The organism is Gluconobacter thailandicus F149-1 = NBRC 100600, assembly GCF_000964465.1.
GTDB classification, from domain to species: Bacteria; Pseudomonadota; Alphaproteobacteria; order Acetobacterales; family Acetobacteraceae; genus Gluconobacter; species Gluconobacter thailandicus.
This window is the reverse complement of sequence record NZ_BANH01000015.1, coordinates 128,962-145,993: the sequence shown is the minus strand read 5'-3', so window position 1 is coordinate 145,993 and position 17,032 is coordinate 128,962. Positions and strand designations below refer to the sequence as shown.

Annotated in this window: 11 protein-coding genes and 2 tRNA genes; 3 read left to right on the top strand and 10 right to left on the bottom strand. The window is 57.3% G+C overall.

The window, feature by feature from the left end; genetic code table 11:
- Positions 1–77: 77 nt before the first annotated feature.
- The 7 genes from B7444_RS05185 to B7444_RS05155 all read right to left on the bottom strand — a co-directional run bounded on the left by B7444_RS05185 (position 78) and on the right by B7444_RS05155 (position 11,930).
- Positions 78–6,080 (bottom strand): DUF3320 domain-containing protein, encoded by a 6,003-nt coding sequence (locus tag B7444_RS05185; protein ID WP_007283196.1) that lies wholly within the window; start codon positions 6,078–6,080, stop codon positions 78–80.
- A gap of 123 nt (positions 6,081–6,203) precedes the next feature.
- Positions 6,204–6,620 carry an ATP synthase F1 subunit epsilon gene (gene atpC / locus B7444_RS05180; protein ID WP_007283195.1) on the bottom strand — a complete coding sequence of 139 codons (417 nt, stop codon included), beginning with the start codon at positions 6,618–6,620 and terminating at the stop codon, positions 6,204–6,206.
- Positions 6,621–6,625: 5 nt separating this feature from the next.
- On the bottom strand, positions 6,626–8,089 hold the full coding sequence (gene atpD, locus B7444_RS05175; RefSeq protein WP_007283194.1) for a F0F1 ATP synthase subunit beta: 1,464 nt from the start codon (positions 8,087–8,089) through the stop codon (positions 6,626–6,628).
- 21 nt (positions 8,090–8,110) lie between these two features.
- Positions 8,111–9,001, bottom strand: a complete 891-nt coding sequence (locus B7444_RS05170; RefSeq protein ID WP_007283193.1) for a F0F1 ATP synthase subunit gamma — start codon at positions 8,999–9,001, stop codon at positions 8,111–8,113.
- 9 nt (positions 9,002–9,010) lie between these two features.
- Entirely contained in the window at positions 9,011–10,546 is a 1,536-nt protein-coding gene (gene atpA, locus B7444_RS05165; RefSeq protein ID WP_007283192.1) for a F0F1 ATP synthase subunit alpha, read from the bottom strand.
- Positions 10,546–11,118, bottom strand: a complete 573-nt coding sequence (atpH, locus tag B7444_RS05160; protein ID WP_035729728.1) for an ATP synthase F1 subunit delta — start codon at positions 11,116–11,118, stop codon at positions 10,546–10,548. Before atpH ends, atpA begins: the two co-directional genes overlap by 1 nt.
- Positions 11,119–11,856: 738 nt before the next feature.
- A tRNA-Gly gene (locus B7444_RS05155) sits at positions 11,857–11,930 on the bottom strand.
- 171 nt (positions 11,931–12,101) lie between these two features.
- Between B7444_RS05155 and B7444_RS05150 the strand changes: the two genes are divergently transcribed.
- The 3 genes from B7444_RS05150 to nusG all read left to right on the top strand — a co-directional run bounded on the left by B7444_RS05150 (position 12,102) and on the right by nusG (position 13,035).
- Positions 12,102–12,178 (top strand) — tRNA-Trp (locus tag B7444_RS05150).
- A 134-nt stretch (positions 12,179–12,312) separates the two neighbouring features.
- On the top strand, positions 12,313–12,495 hold the full coding sequence (secE, locus tag B7444_RS05145) for a preprotein translocase subunit SecE (RefSeq protein ID WP_007283189.1): 183 nt from the start codon (positions 12,313–12,315) through the stop codon (positions 12,493–12,495).
- A 9-nt stretch (positions 12,496–12,504) separates the two neighbouring features.
- Complete coding sequence (gene nusG, locus B7444_RS05140; protein ID WP_007283188.1) at positions 12,505–13,035, top strand: transcription termination/antitermination protein NusG; 531 nt, start codon at positions 12,505–12,507, stop codon at positions 13,033–13,035.
- An 81-nt stretch (positions 13,036–13,116) separates the two neighbouring features.
- Here nusG and B7444_RS05135 read toward each other — a convergent pair whose 3' ends face one another.
- The 3 genes from B7444_RS05135 to B7444_RS05125 are packed head-to-tail and all read right to left on the bottom strand — an operon-like array spanning position 13,117 to position 16,880.
- Positions 13,117–13,731 (bottom strand): PqiC family protein, encoded by a 615-nt coding sequence (locus B7444_RS05135; protein ID WP_035729726.1) that lies wholly within the window; start codon positions 13,729–13,731, stop codon positions 13,117–13,119.
- A 3-nt stretch (positions 13,732–13,734) separates the two neighbouring features.
- Entirely contained in the window at positions 13,735–15,405 is a 1,671-nt protein-coding gene (locus B7444_RS05130; RefSeq protein WP_007283186.1) for a PqiB family protein, read from the bottom strand.
- Positions 15,402–16,880, bottom strand: coding sequence for a paraquat-inducible protein A (locus B7444_RS05125; protein ID WP_007283185.1), 1,479 nt, complete (start codon positions 16,878–16,880; stop codon positions 15,402–15,404). The genes B7444_RS05130 and B7444_RS05125 overlap by 4 nt, the downstream gene beginning before the upstream one ends.
- Positions 16,881–17,032: the final 152 nt, after the last annotated feature.

Here is a 17,032-nt window from a genome sequence, read left to right as displayed (position 1 = left end):
CACACTTTCCATTCACAATCCAAAACTAAAAAAATCAAAAAAAACGCCATAAAATGCATTCTGACGTCTCTTTTTCCTCAAAGTTCCTTATCTGCCCCCGAAAGCTGCCATGCCTCCTGCAATCGCAGCCTCGTTGCGGGGCCCATACGCCCCAGACCACAGGCCTTTCTCATTTCTCCCAGCGCCTCATCTTCATCCATCCCCTTGGCGCGCTGCTCATCGGCCAACGCTGCAAGCATTTTAAGAGGGAGTTGGGCTGGATCGAGGCTTTCTCCGGCAACCGGACCACGGAACACAACAGGCGCATAAGGAGCATCCTCGGTTTCCCAGAAGAACGTCCCTGCTCCCTCCTCTGTCCGCCCCAATGTCGTCGGAACTGACGCTAGCACTCTTTCCCGAATCTGACGGCCGGCCCGGGCAAACCCGTGAATTCTGGCAATCTGCTGGACCAGCGCTGTTTCATGGACAACTCCTGAGCTTTCGACCGTCTGACGAATCAGATGCTTGAGCGTTGGCAGATAGTCATCATCTCCAAAGCGGTTTCCATCAGCGACCGCATCCCCCTCAGTGTCAGTCTCACTCTCCGCCTTAACAGGCTCACTGACCTCCAGAGTATCTGGCACAAAGCCCGCATACAGAACTGGCTCTTCTGGCAGGAGGCCTTCTTCCGACTGCGGCTCAACAGTTTCAGGCAGTAGACACTCTTCAATTACGGGGGCGCGTTCTGCCCTGATGAGCTCGAGCCTCTGTTTCAAGGCCTGATCCAGCCTCTCAACCTCCCTGGACGCATTCAGCCACCAGTCCGTGGACCAGACTCTCAGAATCACCCATCCAAGACTTTCGAGAACAGTCTGCCTGTGTCTGTCTCTATCCCGCGCAGTGGCACTCCGATGATAGGTCGCGCCGTCGCACTCCACACCTGCCAGGAAGCATCCCGGCATATCCGGGTCCACGACGCCGAGATCAATCCGGAATCTGGAAACACCAATCTGCGGACGGACATCCCACCCGCGCTGCCTCAACAGGGCGGCGACTTCCAGCTCGAAACGACTGTCCGCTTCCCCTACTGATCCCTGATGAAGACCAGTCAGAGCACCCGCACCGTGTTCAGCGAATGTCAGGAACTTGCGGAGATGCAGCACGCCTTCGGCAGAACTTCTGGACGGGTCAATCTGCTCAGCCCGGAGTGATCCGAAAACAACCAGCTTTTCCCGAGCTCTCGTGACAGCCACATTCAGGCGTCGTTCACCCCCTGCCCGGTTCAGCGGCCCGAAGGACACATAAGGCACGCCTTTCAATTCGGGAGCGTATGTCAGGGAGAAGAACATGATGTCACGTTCTTCTCCCTGCACGTTCTCCAGATTCCGGATCAGGACAGGTTCGGCACAATCGTCGCTGAAGAACGGGACAAGAGACGAATCTTCCCTCTGGGCCTTTTCAAGAAGATCCGTGATGAGGGTTTGCTGCTCTCCATTGAACGTCACAACACCGATGGATTTTGCACCGTCGCTTTTCAGATGGGCCACGACAGCATTTGCCACAGCGCGCGCTTCAGCCGGGTTGGTTCGGCTTCCACCACGCTGGTAATTGCCGTCCTCCACAAACCTGAATGAAACGGCCTGATCCTTCGTTACGATTGAGGGAAAGGTAATCAGATCTCCGCCGTAATACTGACTGTTCGAGAAAGCGATCAGGCTCTCATGCCTGCTGCGGTAATGCCATTCCAGGCTGATTTCCGGCACGCCAGCCGCACGACATTCATCGAGAATCGACTCCATGTCGCAAAGCTCACCGTCCTCTTCCTCGTTCTCACTTCGAGAGAAGAAGCTAGTCGGTGGAAGCTGCTTCGGATCCCCCACGACAATAACCTGCCGCCCGCGACCAATGGCACCGATGGCATCCCATGTCGGGATTTGGGACGCCTCATCGAAGATGACTAGATCAAAAGGCTCGCTATCAGGTGGCAGATATTGCGCCACAGAAAGAGGGCTCATCATGAAGCAGGGTGTCAGAGCCCGAACTGCCCGTGGAGCCACGGAGGCCAGCTGACGAATGGGCATATGCCGCGCTTTTTTCTGCGCCTCACGATGGATCATCACATACTGTGCGTCCTGCCGACGTGTCTCCTCGCCGGGAAGACTGCCACACAGTCGTGCACGGATCAGACGTTTTGCCAGATCGGCAGCGTCTTTATCCCATGCCCGGAATTGCCCGATCTGTTCTTCATGGGCAGCAGCAACAAAACCGCGCAGTCTCGGTTGCTCATCAACGGCTGCCGCCAACCACCACCGGGCGTATGCCGCTTCCAGAACAGTTTGCAGACTTTCTGCTGCGACACGTTCTGCAAGCAACGCATCCACCAGCGGGGCGAGACCCAGATGCTCCGCCTCATGACAGGCTTTGCGCCAGGCACACCAGTCCCGCAAGCTGCGGCCCTGCTCTATCCAGCCCTCAAGACGCTGACCCAGACGACGCAACCAATCCGCACCGTCGGGTTCAATGGCCAGAACATCACTCCCGGCCAATTCGGCCAGCGTCTGCATTTCTATGCCAGCTTCAGAAAATGCCCGTTGGAACACAGAGATTTTTTGCCCGACCGGTCCGCTCTCAGCCAGCAGATCCCGCCCTTCTGTCAGAAGTTCCCGGATATGGCGCCTTACGGACAAAAGACCCGAAACATCTGGAACACAGCTGGCCAAGGCCACCCGCATTTCCGTCCCCCAGGCAACGGTCGCTTCGATCCTGGAAAAATCGGTCGAGAGGCCTTGCCACAATGCGCCAACGGTCTCGCGATGCGGCGCGCCTGTCAGAGCCTGCTCCAGTGTGGAAAGTTCAACCAGGCGATCCAGTTCGTCACCCAAATCTTCCGGCAATGCTCCCTTTGCACCGCTCTCCAACTGGCGCCGAACCGCTTTCTGTGCGCTCCGGCGGGACAGAAGCCATTTTTCTTCAGAGTCTTTCCAGGCACGCTGGAGTTCAGCCAAGGGAAGCGTTTTTGCCTGTTCCCAATGAACGGACAGTTCCTGCACCAGACTACGATAGCGCGCCACACGGTTCTGTTCGGCAAGAACGGCCTGTACATTTTCCGAGGCATCATCCGAGAGCGCCCATGCACCCATGGCCGCTTCAGGCCGGCGCATCAGCTGACACAGGCCCGCAAGGCGCTGCAGAAATGCCCATGAGAGAGCGTCTCCCGCGAGCCCCAGAGCATGACAAAGCTCCCCTGCTCCCTTGGAAAGACTTTCCGCCTGCAGTTTGAGTTTCTGTGCCTGCTGAAGCAGTTGATCCTGCCAGCGCGACGTCCAGTCTTCCTGTTCAATACCAGCAAGACGCGGTGATAGCGCCGCCTTTCCAAACCGGAGGTACAGACTGGAAAGAAGGCTGGTAACATTTTTCAGGCGTTGCCAGTCTTCTTCTGTATGGACTTCGGGACCGGCCCATTTGAAAGCAATCGGATAGGTCCCGTTTCTGTCCGCCTCCAGGACGGCGCCGATAGCGCGATAGGGCGTCCAGCCATTTCTCCATCGACGATGGAGATCATGCACATAAGCATTCAGATCACGGCGCACCGCCATGAGACGACTTTGGGCAGACGTCCATTCAGCCGTGGAAAATTCTTCCCGTACAGACTGCACCTGTTGGAACTGCTCCAGGACGGCTCCGCGCCCAGCCTGAGGCGAAAACAGGTCCAGACAGAACTCGCCCAGCCCGATAGAGCGCAGCCGATTACGGACAACCTCCAGTGCAGTCCGCTTTTCCGCAACGAAAAGAACCGTTTTCCCGCGCCCGAGCGTGTCCGCGATGATGTTGGCAATCGTCTGGCTCTTACCCGTTCCCGGCGGCCCGATCAGAACAAAATTCTCACCCGCAGCCGCCCGGGCCACAGCCATAAGCTGGGAAGAGTCTGCTTCAAGCGGACACAGAAGCGATGCCTCATCGAGTACGTCGTCTAGCGGTGATGCGTCATCAAACACCGCTTTCGGAAAGGCAGACCCAGCGTCATCTGTTTCCGACACACCATCCAGAAGGCGGCTGGCCACCGGATTGATCCGCAAGGCTTCCTGACGTTCCTGCAGATCCTTCCACATCAGGAACTTTGCGAACGACAGCGTCGTCAGGCAAACGCGCTCCTCAACTTCCCATTGCGGAAGCTGGCGGATCTTGGCCCGGAAAATATCGAAAATTCGCCCGACATCCAGCCCGGCTTCATCATGAGGGAGTTCGCCTTCAAGCTCCGGAAACCGCATGGCAAAATCCTGCCGCAGAACTTCCAGAAGACTACCGTTGACCCGGCTTTCATCCGTATGCGCCCGCAACCGGAAAGGCGCATTCACGCTGCTTCGCTCCAGAATGACCGGCACCAGGATCAATGGTGCCCGAGCCTTGCGGTCTTTCCCGCGCGGCTCCCACACAAGCTCACCTAAAGTCAGGAAGAGCGTATTGGCGCCCCCCTCCTGCTCCGCAGCCTTCGCCTTGCGATAAATCTCGGTCAGTGCCAGCTGTAATCCGGCTTCCTCGCGAGCGACCAGAAGCTCGCCATGCTCCAGCGCCTCTGCCGCTATCGTCCGGTGCTGGTCATCATGATGACGTTGCTGATGAATGTTTGCGCTTCTGGGATCTGCGCCATCCATCAGTTCGGGCCGGGCCCGCAGTCTGAGAGCGGGTTTACGTTCGCCGCCACGCATTTCCGCAAGGCGGTCTTCGAGTTTCCCCGGATCAGCACAGCAGATTTCGACAATCTGTTTTTCAGATTTTGGAAGATTCAGAAGCCGACTACGGCCCGAAATATCCAGAAGCCGCTTGCACCAGCGTTCCAGTCGGCTTTGAGGCGTATCCTGCTCCTCATAATCTCCCAGTTCTTCACGAAGATCCGGAGCAACCTGTAACAGCGGGGCAGAATTTCTTTCGGTCTGATCTGCCTCTGACGTCTCTGACGCTGTCACAACCTGTGACAGCGGACGAATACGGCGCAAACGGGCACGATGTATATCAATGACGTCTTCGAATTTCGATGGCTCTTGCCCATCCTGAAGCTGGGCCAATCCACGCTCACAGGCCTTGGAAAACGCCGGACAGGATGCAGCCGTGACCAGTGTCGTCTCGAAGACACACACATCATCGAGGGCCACACGGTTTCGCAGTCCGGGCAAGTCCTGCAGAACAGACGTGCCGGATTGCTCACGCGACAGCCAGAAACCTGTGAAGGCATGCCCTTTGAGCATGATCAGCAAGGGCCTCAGTCCGATCGCCTCCAGACAGGCTGCGAACAGAAGGGCCGTATCCAGACAGGTTGCCAGACGCTCCTCGACAATCTGGGTTGGAAGGCGAACCCGTTGCCCATCTTCCACAAAAGACGCCGGTGGGCTGACATAAGTAATCTTCAGCGCGGCAATCGCACACCAGATAGCCTGTGCCTGTTCCCAGGCGCGTTTGCGCCCGCCCTGATATCCTTCCAGTGACGGCGACTGACCTGCTTCCTGCAAAAGAGCAGATGCCGAACGAAGAATTTTTGCCACTGCGGGATCATTTGGAAGAACAAAAGCTGTCAAAAGGTCCGGCAGCCCCTGCAAGCCACCCCATTCGCTCCGGCAGCGCACTGCCAGAGGAAGAATACGTTCCAGAAGTTCTTCCCGAGATCCGTCAGGCTGAATTTCAGAAACTTTCAGCCTGACTTCTGTCCGCGTTGCCTCGCTTAAAGACGCAAGAAAAGCGCCATCAAGTTCCACGTCCAGACGGTCTATTGCCTGAAACTGTCCAGCCCCGAGAGACTGCACACGCCAGCATGTTGAACGCAGGACATTCGGCTGGCAGTCCAACGTAATTTCGAGATCCCTGAACTCACGATCTGACAGATTACGAAGAGACAGCTCCAGCAAAACCGGAACACTATTTTCCCAGAGAGCACTGCTGACGCTCTCCCGAAGTACCACATCCAGTTCAAGACAGGGTTCGGCAGGAGGCTTCGGTGTTTCTTCTGTGTCTGCCGCAGAGGGCTCTTCCGTCACGCTTTCAACCGACTGTGCCGCGGCCGGAGCCAGACCTTCAGTCAGGATTGCAGTCTCAGGAAAAGAGTCCGTCATTACGCGCCACCATCACTCGGTAAAGTTCGGAGGAGCATACAGGAAGGTGCCAGACAAAGAAAAACCCGCCTGTCAAAATGACGGGGCGGGTTTTTCTGTGGTTCGACAATGATGAGCTCGACTTTAGACCGAAGCGCCACCTTCAGCCGCTTCCAGCTCTGCGCGAACGCTCTGGATTTCACGGCTCAGACGGTCATGTGTGTCCACATCGTTTGGCTCGATCTGGGCCCAGGTGGTCTCCAGATCACGCAGACGATCACGGGCTTCATCAGCCGATAGTTCGCTCATGAGCTGAGCGGAATCCGCGAGAATGGTGCAGTGTTCTGCGCCCATGTCTGCAAAACCACCACCCACGAAGTAACGGTCGACGATCTTGTCGCCTTCGTACAGGGCCACAACGCCACCACGCAGCTGAAGCATCAGCGGTGCACGGTCCGGCATGGCTGCAATATCGCCCTCCATGCCCGGGACCACCGCCATGTCAACCTGACGGTCAACAAGGCGCTTTTCCGGGCTGACGATCTCGATGCGTAGGGGCATCAGGATCAGGCCTCCTGCTTCATCTTTTCGGCCTTGGCGATGGCCTCGTCGATGTCGCCAACCATGTAGAACGCACCTTCTGGCAGGTGATCGTATTCACCGTTCACAACAGCCTTGAAGGAGCGGATCGTGTCTTCCAGTGCAACCAGTTTACCAGGCGCACCCGTGAAGACTTCAGCCACATGGAACGGCTGGGACAGGAAGCGCTGGATGCGACGTGCACGGCCAACGATCTTCTTGTCTTCTTCAGACAGCTCGTCCATGCCCAGGATCGCGATGATGTCCTGCAGACCCTTATAGGTCTGAAGCGTCTGCTGAACCTTACGAGCGATGTCGTAGTGTTCCTGACCGACGATCTTCGGGTCAAGGGAGCGGGACGTGGAGTCCAGCGGGTCAACAGCCGGATAAATGCCCATTTCTGCAATCGAACGGTTCAGAACCGTCGTGGCATCAAGGTGAGCAAAGGTCGCGGCAGGTGCCGGATCGGTCAGATCGTCAGCAGGGACATACACGGCCTGAACGGACGTAATGGAACCCTTCTTGGTGGACGTAATACGCTCCTGAAGGGCACCCATTTCCGTTGCCAGCGTCGGCTGATAGCCCACGGCGGAAGGAATACGACCCAGCAGGGCGGACACTTCGGAACCAGCCTGCGTGAAGCGGAAGATGTTATCCACGAAGAACAGAACGTCCTGACCTTCTTCGTCACGGAAGTATTCCGCAAGCGACAGACCCGTCAGGGCAACGCGGGCACGTGCTCCCGGCGGCTCGTTCATCTGGCCATAGACCAGAGCGACCTTGGAGCCTTCCGTTGAACCGTCTTCACCGATCTTGATAACGCCAGCGTCCTGCATTTCGAAATACAGGTCGTTACCTTCGCGGGTACGCTCACCCACACCAGCGAACACGGACACGCCACCGTGTGCCTTCGCGATGTTGTTAATGAGTTCCTGGATGATAACCGTCTTGCCAACGCCAGCGCCGCCGAACAGACCGATCTTTCCGCCCTTCAGGTACGGGCAGAGAAGATCAACGACCTTGATGCCGGTAACGAGAATTTCGGAAGCAGCAGCCTGATCTTCGAAAGCCGGGGCCTTACGATGGATCGGGAAATACTTGTCGCTGACAATCGGGCCACGCTCGTCAATGGCTTCACCAATGACGTTCAGGATACGGCCGAGGGTAGCCGGGCCAACCGGAACCATGATCTGCTTGCCCGTGTCACGAACTTCGGCGCCACGGCTCAGGCCGTCCGTCGTATCCATGGCAATGCAGCGAACCTGGCGCTCACCGATTTCCTGTGCAACTTCCAGAACAAGCGTTTGATCGCCGTTCTGAACATGAAGAGCATTCAGGATATGCGGCAGGGTGCCTTCGAACTGCACGTCGACAACCGGGCCACGCACCTGCGTGACACGACCGACGACATTGTTTGCAGCCGGGGCAGAAGGGTTAAGAGTCTCAGACATCGGTTCGTCTCCTGCGTGATCTCAAACGGCTTCTGCGCCGGAGATGATCTCGATCAGTTCGTTGGTAATGTTGGCCTGGCGTGTACGGTTGTACTTCTGGGACAGACGGTCGATCGCCTTGCTGGCGTTGCGGCTCGCATTGTCCATGGCAGTCATCCGTGCACCCTGCTCACCTGCTGCGCTTTCCAGAAGGGCAGAGAAAATCTGCACCTGGAGGTTGCGTGGCAGGAGGCTGGCCAGGAGCGTAGCCTCATCGGGCTCGAATTCGTACTGGGCGGCATCCGCAGACGTATCCACGTTGTCATTTTCAGCAACAGACAGCGGCACCAGCGGAAGCTGGATGGCAATCTGCGACATCGCATTGACAAAGCGGTTGTAGATCAGCGTGCAGCGATCGATTTCGCCAGCCTCAAGCATGGAGACAATTTTCTTGCCCACATACTCGGCCTTGTCGAAGCCAACATCACGCCCTTCCGTACCAGCCACACGCTCGACCATCAGATCCGGATATTCCTTTGCAAGAATATCCGCACCCTTGCGACCAACCGGCAGGAGACGAACAGTCCGACCTTCGTCCTGCAACGTGCGGATCAACTGACGCGCGCTCCGGACGATATTGGCGTTGAAGCCACCAGCCAGACCACGATCGGACGTCAGGATCACCAGAAGATGAACCTGATCCTTACCCGTGCCAGCCAGAAGCTTCGGCAGGCTGGACGCATCTGACCCACGGCTTGCCGCTGCCAGTTCCGCCATCATGCGGCCCATGGCCTCGGCATAGGGACGAGCCGCCTCAGCCTGGGACTGGGCGCGTCGCAGCTTTGAAGCTGCGACCATTTTCATGGCGTTCGTGATCTTTCGCGTCGATTTGACGCCTGTGATCCGACCGCGCAGTTCCTTCAGCGAGGGCATGGACTATCCTCAGGCTGCAAAGCGCTTACCGAAAGCTTCCAGCAGCTCCTTGAGCTTGCCTTCCGTCTCCGGCTTGATCTGACGATCGTTGCGGATGGCCGTCAGGATGGAGGCGCCAGCGCCACGCATTTCTGTCAGCAGGGCAGCTTCGTAAGCCACGACCTTGTCCACAGCAACCGGATCGACATATCCACGCGTTCCGGCGAACAGAACCACAACCTGCTCTTCAACCGGTAGCGGGGACGTCTCAGGCTGCTTCAGCAGCTCAACCAGACGTGCGCCACGCTCAAGCTGCTTGCGGGTTGCGGCATCGAGATCGGAAGCGAACTGCGAGAACGCGGCCATTTCACGATACTGAGCCAGCTCCAGCTTGATCTTGCCGGCAACCTGCTTCATCGCCTTGATCTGGGCGGCAGAGCCAACACGGGACACGGAACCACCGACGTTCACAGCCGGGCGGATACCCTTGTAGAACAGATCCGTCTCAAGGAAGATCTGACCGTCCGTGATGGAAATCACGTTCGTCGGGATGTAGGCAGCCGTGTCACCAGCCTGCGTCTCGATGACTGGCAGAGCTGTCAGGGAACCGCCACCATTGGCGTCGGACATCTTGGCAGCGCGCTCAAGCAGACGGGAGTGCAGGTAGAACACGTCACCCGGGAAAGCTTCACGTGCCGGCGGACGACGCAGCAGCAGGGACATCTGACGGTAAGCAACAGCCTGCTTGGACAGGTCATCGTAGCAGGCCAGAGCGTGCATGCCGTTGTCGCGGAAGTACTCACCCATGGTGCAGGCGGTGTACGGTGCCAGATACTGCATCGGGGCAGCATCAGATGCCGTAGCAGCCACAACGATGGAATATTCCATCGCGCCCTGCTCCGTCAGTGTACGAACCAGATTTGCAACCGTGGAGCGCTTCTGACCGACTGCGACATAGATGCAGTACAGGGACTTCTTCGGGTCGCCTTCAGCATTGACCGGCTTCTGGGCGACGATTGTGTCCACCAGAATTGCGGTCTTACCGGTCTGACGGTCACCGATGATCAGCTCACGCTGGCCACGCCCGATCGGAACCAGGGCGTCAATAGCCTTGATACCCGTCTGCATCGGCTCGCTGACCGACTGGCGCGGCATAATGCCCGGAGCCTTGACCTCGGCGCGACGGTATTCAACATCCGTCAGCGGGCCACGGCCATCAATCGGGTTGCCGAGACCATCAACAACGCGGCCAAGAAGGCCCTTGCCAACCGGCACCTCGACCACAGCCTTCGTGCGAAGAACCGTGTCACCTTCACGGATTTCGTCACCATCACCGAACACCACGACGCCAACGTTGTCGGCTTCGAGGTTCAGCGCCATGCCCTTGAGGCCGGTTCCTTCGAACTCGACCATTTCGCCAGCCATGACGTTCGTCAGGCCGTACACACGAGCAATGCCGTCACCAATCGACAGGACCGTGCCCGTCTCGGAAACGGTCTCGACCTTGTCGAAAGACGCGATCTGCTGCTTGAGGATGTCCGAAATCTCAGCGGGACGGATATCCATCACGCGGCTCCCTTCATGGCGTTCTGCAGGCGGGTCAGGCGCCCGGCGATCGAAGTATCAAACAGTGTAGAACCGACACGTACCGTCATGCCACCAATCAGGGAAGCATCTGTACGCTCGATCATGGACACGCGGCTGTAGCCGGCTTCGGCCAGACGGGCCTGAAGCTGACTGCGCTGCATGTCTGTAAGAGGCTGTGCGGAACGGATTTCTGCAACGGTCTCGCCACGCAGGCTGGCATCAAGAGCCAGCACGCCATCCAGGATGGCAGCGAGATCAGCAAGGCGACGGTTTGCAGCAATGACGCCAACAAAACGACGGACAGCATCCCCGAAGCCGAGCTTTTCGGTCAGAGCGCTAGCAACTTCGCTGGAGCGGTGCGCATCAAGGCGTGAATCTGCAAGGAATGTCCGCAGATCAGCGCTCTGGGAAATCGCATCGCGAAGCCCCCGAACCTGAGCCAGGACGTCAGAGAGTGTTCCCTGCTCCGAGGCATAGTCATAAAGCGCCCGGGCATAGCGTTGCGCTACGCCTCCTGTGGGTCCCATCTGCGGCACCTGTGTCACCGTCACACGCGTGTTCCGTCTCACTTTTCCGCCGCAGGATGCGGCCGGAACCGGCTTATCCGGTCCCTTGCTTCCAAATCCGTAATAGGATCAGGCACACACGACCCTGCACAGGATTCGTCTGAAACCCGGTCCTCCACTTGGCGCCGCCTCTAGCACGCGATCACGATCAAGCGCAACCGACGGGAGCCTGCAAACAGTTGCCTGAACCATACTTGTTCGCATTTTTTGGTTTCCCGCGGGCATTTTAGATCATGCACGCACGCCCAGTGGCATCAATTTTCATACGACCCAGAGATATGAATGGCTTTTCAAAAGCGCCTGCATTCCCTTCCAGGCACTCTGTCACCTGACGCACTTCCCTTTGCCGCAAACACAGCCGCCGTCGAGAACAGGCTAATGCCAAAACGTGCACACCCCGGCTTCGCAAGCGTGACGATGCGGATACCGCTCCCAATTAGAAGGGTGGATGGGATGAAAGCCATCAGGTTCAAGGGGTTGTGCCGCTGCCTGGAATTTACGTCGCCATGCGATGGACGATAGCGCGGGGGATGCAATCCGGGCGACATCCTGCTCAGCACAGATTTAGGCGCAACTGATAACCACTCAGGACATCGTGGGCCTCTTTCCGGACATACCGGAAATGACAGTGCAGCTGTGCTTGTCACGCAGTTTACACAGGCAACGCCACTGCATCAGCTATACTGCCGGGCATAAATCAAATTTTCAGGGGAAGGACCTTACTGGAGCGGGCGAAGGGAATCGAACCCTCCTCAGAAGCTTGGAAGGCTACTGCATTACCACTATGCTACGCCCGCCCTTAGGTCGCCGGTGTCATACTCCAGTTTTCCGGGCAACCGCAAGAGGGGAATGTCAGAAATGAAAATATGATGCCATTTTCATTCCAGGCACTTGACTTTCATCTCCGAACATTATCTTTTCCGCCCCACTGTCGTTGGCGTATCATGCAAATGGTAACGCCCGATGATAGGGGCGTAGCTCAATTGGCTAGAGCGTCGGTCTCCAAAACCGAAGGTTGTGGGTTCGAGACCCTCCGCCCCTGCCACCCCGCTTTTCCGGATGGCTTTTCCGGCACCGGGACGCGGATTTTCATTTGATTCGAGGACGATGGTGTCGGTCACTACCCCGAAAGACGAGTCGCGGAAGACGGCGCCTCACAAAAACGGATCCGGCTTCAACTTGGGCACGTACCTCAAGGACGTGCGCAATGAAGCAAAGCGGGTTACGTGGCCTACCCGTCGCAACACCCTCATCACGACGGGTGCAGTGCTGGCCATGGTTACTGTGACCTGCATCTTCTTCTTCATCGTGGATCAGGTTATTGGCCTGGGCGTCCGCGAACTTTTTGGCGTTGGAGGCTAGGTCCGCACCATGGCAAAACGTTGGTACGTTGTGCATGTCTATTCTGGCTTCGAGAAGAAGATCGCGAGCCACATTCAGGAACAGGCAGCACAAAAAGGCCTGTCCGACCATTTCGAACAAATTCTTGTTCCATCTGAAGATGTGACCGAAATGCGCCGTGGCCGTAAGGTCAATGCCGAGCGCAAATTCTTTCCGGGCTACGTCCTCGTGAAGATGGAACTGACGGACGATGCCTGGCATCTCGTCAAGGACACCCCAAAGGTCACAGGCTTCCTTGGAACCCGTAACCGTCCGACGCCCATCACCTCTGCGGAAGCAGAGCGGATCATGAAGCAGGCTCAGGAAGGTGTGGAGCGTCCGCGTTCTGCTCTGACCTTCGAGATCGGTGAACAGATTCGCGTTGCAGACGGCCCGTTCACGTCCTTTACCGGCATGATCGAGGAAGTCGACGAAGAGCGCCAGCGTCTCAAGGTCAGCGTTTCCATCTTTGGTCGTTCGACCCCGGTGGATCTGGACTTCAATCAGGTCGAGAAGCTCTAAGTCTCTCTGGTTGCAGTTCTGCTATCGCATAAAAAAGGCTCCCTTTCGGGAGCCTTTTTTATTTGCTGATCCGCGAAGATCTTATCTCACTGGAGTGGGAAGCACGCGCACTTGCGTTGCGACCTGATCCGCCAGCACGGACAGTCCCTGACTCAGGGCCGCAGTCAGCTTCACCGTGTCTTTGTCCACCGTCTCGGCAGACTTCCAGACGAACGGCTGCGTGAGCACCGGGCCAATCATCTTTCCCGCTGGATGCACTGACAGCATGCCCATGATCAGGGCATGGCCTGCCGCATCAGCTTCAAAATTCCGGATCGTCACCTCGACATAAGCTGATGGCGTTGTTGTCACGGCATCATCCTGGGCGAACACCGTAGTGCCTGGGAGGCGCTGGGCCAGATCGGTCGTCAGGGTGTGGGCGATCATATTAGGGAGCGCCTCGCTCCAGCTATCCCCGGACGCCAGCTTTGTCTGATACTCCTGATTTGCCCGAACAATCGTATCGCGATCCAGACGCATCGCAACAACCGGCGTCCGGACCTCCACAACAGTCGGACCTCCCATTTGGGAAGCTCCCGGCAGCGGGGCCAGCGTATAGAGCTTTGGATCACTGCTACAGCCAGACAAGCCACCCATCAGACCCAGCATGCACCCTGCAAGCAGCAAACGAGTAGTAGAAGACGAAAACTGTGCCATGGGTCAGTTCCTGCGGCCGGTAATAAGTGCGGAAGGATGGTGGTCCAGATAATCCGTTAGAAGACGCAGGGACCGGGCCATCTGGGTCATCTGGGTGATCATGCCCTGAAGACTGCGATGAAAGTCTGTATCGCCTCCATATGCCCCGAGAAGGGACTGGGCGTTGTTCATCGTTCCCTGAAGAGATGCCAGAAGTTCCGGCAGATGCTGGTTAGCATTCTTGGTCAGGGTATCCAGATGCTGGAGCGAATTGCGGAGCGCCACGAGAGACTGCGTCACTTCACGGCTGTTCAGGCGCCCATCAGCATGCGCGATCAGATCGTTGACGTGCTCGCCAATCTGGGTGAGCGGCATGGCAGCAATCTTGTCCGTGATGGTGGAGACGGACTCCATGATGCCATCCATCCCGCCAGGCTGGCTCGGCATGATCGCGACATCACCTTCATAGGTCAGAGCCAAAGGAGGCGCATTCTTGACGAACTGAAGCCCGATCATGGATTCACCCGTCAGGAAACTGGCACTCTGTACAGACGCCCGCATGCCATTGGCGACAAAGGCGGCCAGATATTCCTTGGTCTGCGCGAGTTGACTTTCTCTCCACTCCGGCATCATGCGCTCGGGCTCGATCTGCATTTCCACACGAACCCGGGGCTTGTCCTGCGGCGACGAAATCTGAAGTTTGACGGCAGTAACTGATCCCACCTGCAAACCAAACATGCTGACCTGACTGCCAGCCGCCAGACCTTTGACAGACGTATCGATATATGTGGCGACACGCAGGCGCTGATGATAACGCGCACTGTCCGCATCTGCTGGGCTGCTATAAAGCTTGAAAACGGAGTTGGCGGGTGCAACAGGCGCCTCAAGGTCTCGACGGCGATCCGGCAGACCAAACGCCACGCCACCTGAGAACAGAGCCTGGATAGACTGCATCTGTACCTTCAGGCCACCGGCTCCGAGACCAACCTGAATACCGGAAACATTCCAGAACCGACTGTCCGTGCGCAGGTAATGATCATAAGGCGCCTTGACGAAAACCTGTATTACGATGGGGCCTTCCCCACCGGGTGGCATCGTGTACCCCAGAACTTCACCTACAGGGACATCGCGGAAAAAGACCGGCGCCCCCTGCCCCAGTGAGCCCAGAGCGGGCGAAACCAGCCAGAACGTCGTTCCCGGCTGATCGGAACGCACGCCGGGAACAGCCTCAAGGCCGCGGAATTCCGTTTGATAATGATCACTCGGTGCACCAGGGTCGATGGCAATGTAGGCACCGGAAATGAGGGTATCCAGACCGGTGATGCTTGCCCCGTTGATACGGGGGCGGACGACCCAGAACCGTGTGTTGTCTGTCAGGATATGAGCGCTGTTGGCGTTCATCTGAATCTTGACGTTCACATGGCGCATGTCCTTGCTCAGGGTAATGTCCTGAACCGTTCCAAGCGTCACGGCCTTGTTCTTCACCTGCGTTTGCCCAGGTGTCAGCCCGTCCGCGGTGTCGAAGGTAATCGTGATTTCTGGACCACGCGTGGCAAAATGCTTCCAGGCGAGCCATCCGGAGATGAGAATCGCCAGCACAGGGATCAGCAGGATCAGGGAAAAGCGGGTACGACGCACCGGAGCTTCCTCCGGCAATGCCGGCTGCTGCCCGCGATCATTTCGGGAATCGCTCACGCGCGTTCAGACTCCATAGGAAGGGTATCGGAAGATGGAGCAGGCCCATCCGGAAACGGGGTCGCCGGGCGAAACTGTCCAGCGGCACTGTCCGGAGCAGACTGGTTCAGTCCAGCTGCATCCCACATGCTCCGCGGGTCAAATAGTTCGACCGCAAAAATAGTCAGGATCACCACGAGCGCAAAACAGATCATGCCAGGATCGGCCGTCACGTTGGCCAGAAAGGCGAAGTGCACCACCGCGCAGAGAATGGAGATCATGAACACGTCAATCATCGACCATCGGCCGATGATATCCACCAGACGATAAAGCTTCCCGAGAAGGGGAAGCTGCCAGCGGGACCTGAGTTTCGTGCTGATAATCATGAAACTCAGCGCCAGAATTTTCAGGACCGGCACCGTGATACTGGCGAACAGAACAAGTAAGGAAAGCGGAATCATTCCCGCCTGCCAGAGTTCGATCACACCGCTGATGATAGTGCTCGGCGCGCCATGTCCCACTTTTGTATAGGTCATGACAGGAAGCATGTTTGCAGGAATATAGAAGATGATTCCCGCAACCAGAAAACAGCTTGCGGATGCAAGATTCTGACGCTTGCGTCGGCGTAAAATCTGGTCACATCGAGGGCAGTCCCCCATATCAGCTTCCTGAGGAACTGCATGGTCAAACGCTACGACCAACCCGCAGGCATGACAGGACAGCATGTGCTCGACAGGAGGCAGAGGGTCGTGATGTGCATCCAGATGGGCGACATTCAGCACCTTGCCGCGATGTCCATCCACTCTCTTGCGCAAATCGCGATTGTTCCAGATCAGGTCATCATCAAAAGTGGAATCCATCGCCGCCATGGTGAGCATCAGGCCACCGAGAAGGTAAACGCCAGGCTGAAGATCCACGAGAGCAAGGTCAACCAGCTTGGTGTAAGCGACGAGAACACCCAGAACGTAGACTTCCACCATCGACCAGCCCCTCAGGCGGTCGTACCAGGTCAGAAGTCGGGGGGTCCAATCCGGCATATGAGGTCGCGAAGCGCCGTAGAGAACAGCCGCCATCAAGGCGATAACGATACCGGGCATGGCCAGTGTCGTGAGCCCCACAAGAAGACACATGCTGTTGTAACCCTGATAGCTCAACTCTATCGGGCCTGACATCAGGGCAACCGTATTCTCACGCCCATAGACGTTCAGCGTCATGAGCGGGCTGATCAGCAGAGCAATGTACAGTGCTGCAGACGCCAGACAGAATGCCGCAGGTGCGCCAATGACGGATGTTTTCCGCCGCCGGGTAATCTGCGCGCCACAACGCTGGCACTCCGCCAGAAAACCCGGCTTCAGTTCCGGAACACGCTGAAACAGACCACAGACCGAACACTCATGCAGCCCCTCCACAACATGAAGGGAGTCGTGAGGCCGCTGGGACGTTCGGGAGAGATTGACGGCATTCTGCCAGAGGCGTTTATGAAAACGGTCAGTCATGACGCTCCTAACCTAGCGCATGGAGCCATCATAGGACAGTGCAGCGCGCAACATCGTGGCTTAAGCACCAGGGTGCGAAGATCAAGCTAGGCCCGTTTTGGCAATTTTGCACGAAGCCAAAGGCTTTTTTTTGAGAAAATATGGCAAAATTC

Bases quoted from the DNA above. Each gene is read 5' to 3' on its own strand.
- B7444_RS05135 (WP_035729726.1), bottom strand. From the start codon at position 13,731: ATGGCACAGTTTTCGTCTTCTACTACTCGTTTGCTGCTTGCAGGGTGC.
- B7444_RS05170 (WP_007283193.1), bottom strand. From the start codon at position 9,001: ATGCCCTCGCTGAAGGAACTGCGCGGTCGGATCACAGGCGTCAAATCG.
- B7444_RS05185 (WP_007283196.1), bottom strand. From the start codon at position 6,080: ATGACGGACTCTTTTCCTGAGACTGCAATCCTGACTGAAGGTCTGGCT.
- B7444_RS05125 (WP_007283185.1), bottom strand. From the start codon at position 16,880: ATGACTGACCGTTTTCATAAACGCCTCTGGCAGAATGCCGTCAATCTC.
- atpD (WP_007283194.1), bottom strand. From the start codon at position 8,089: ATGTCTGAGACTCTTAACCCTTCTGCCCCGGCTGCAAACAATGTCGTC.
- atpA (WP_007283192.1), bottom strand. From the start codon at position 10,546: ATGGATATCCGTCCCGCTGAGATTTCGGACATCCTCAAGCAGCAGATC.
- nusG (WP_007283188.1), top strand. From the start codon at position 12,505: ATGGCAAAACGTTGGTACGTTGTGCATGTCTATTCTGGCTTCGAGAAG.
- atpC (WP_007283195.1), bottom strand. From the start codon at position 6,620: ATGCCCCTACGCATCGAGATCGTCAGCCCGGAAAAGCGCCTTGTTGAC.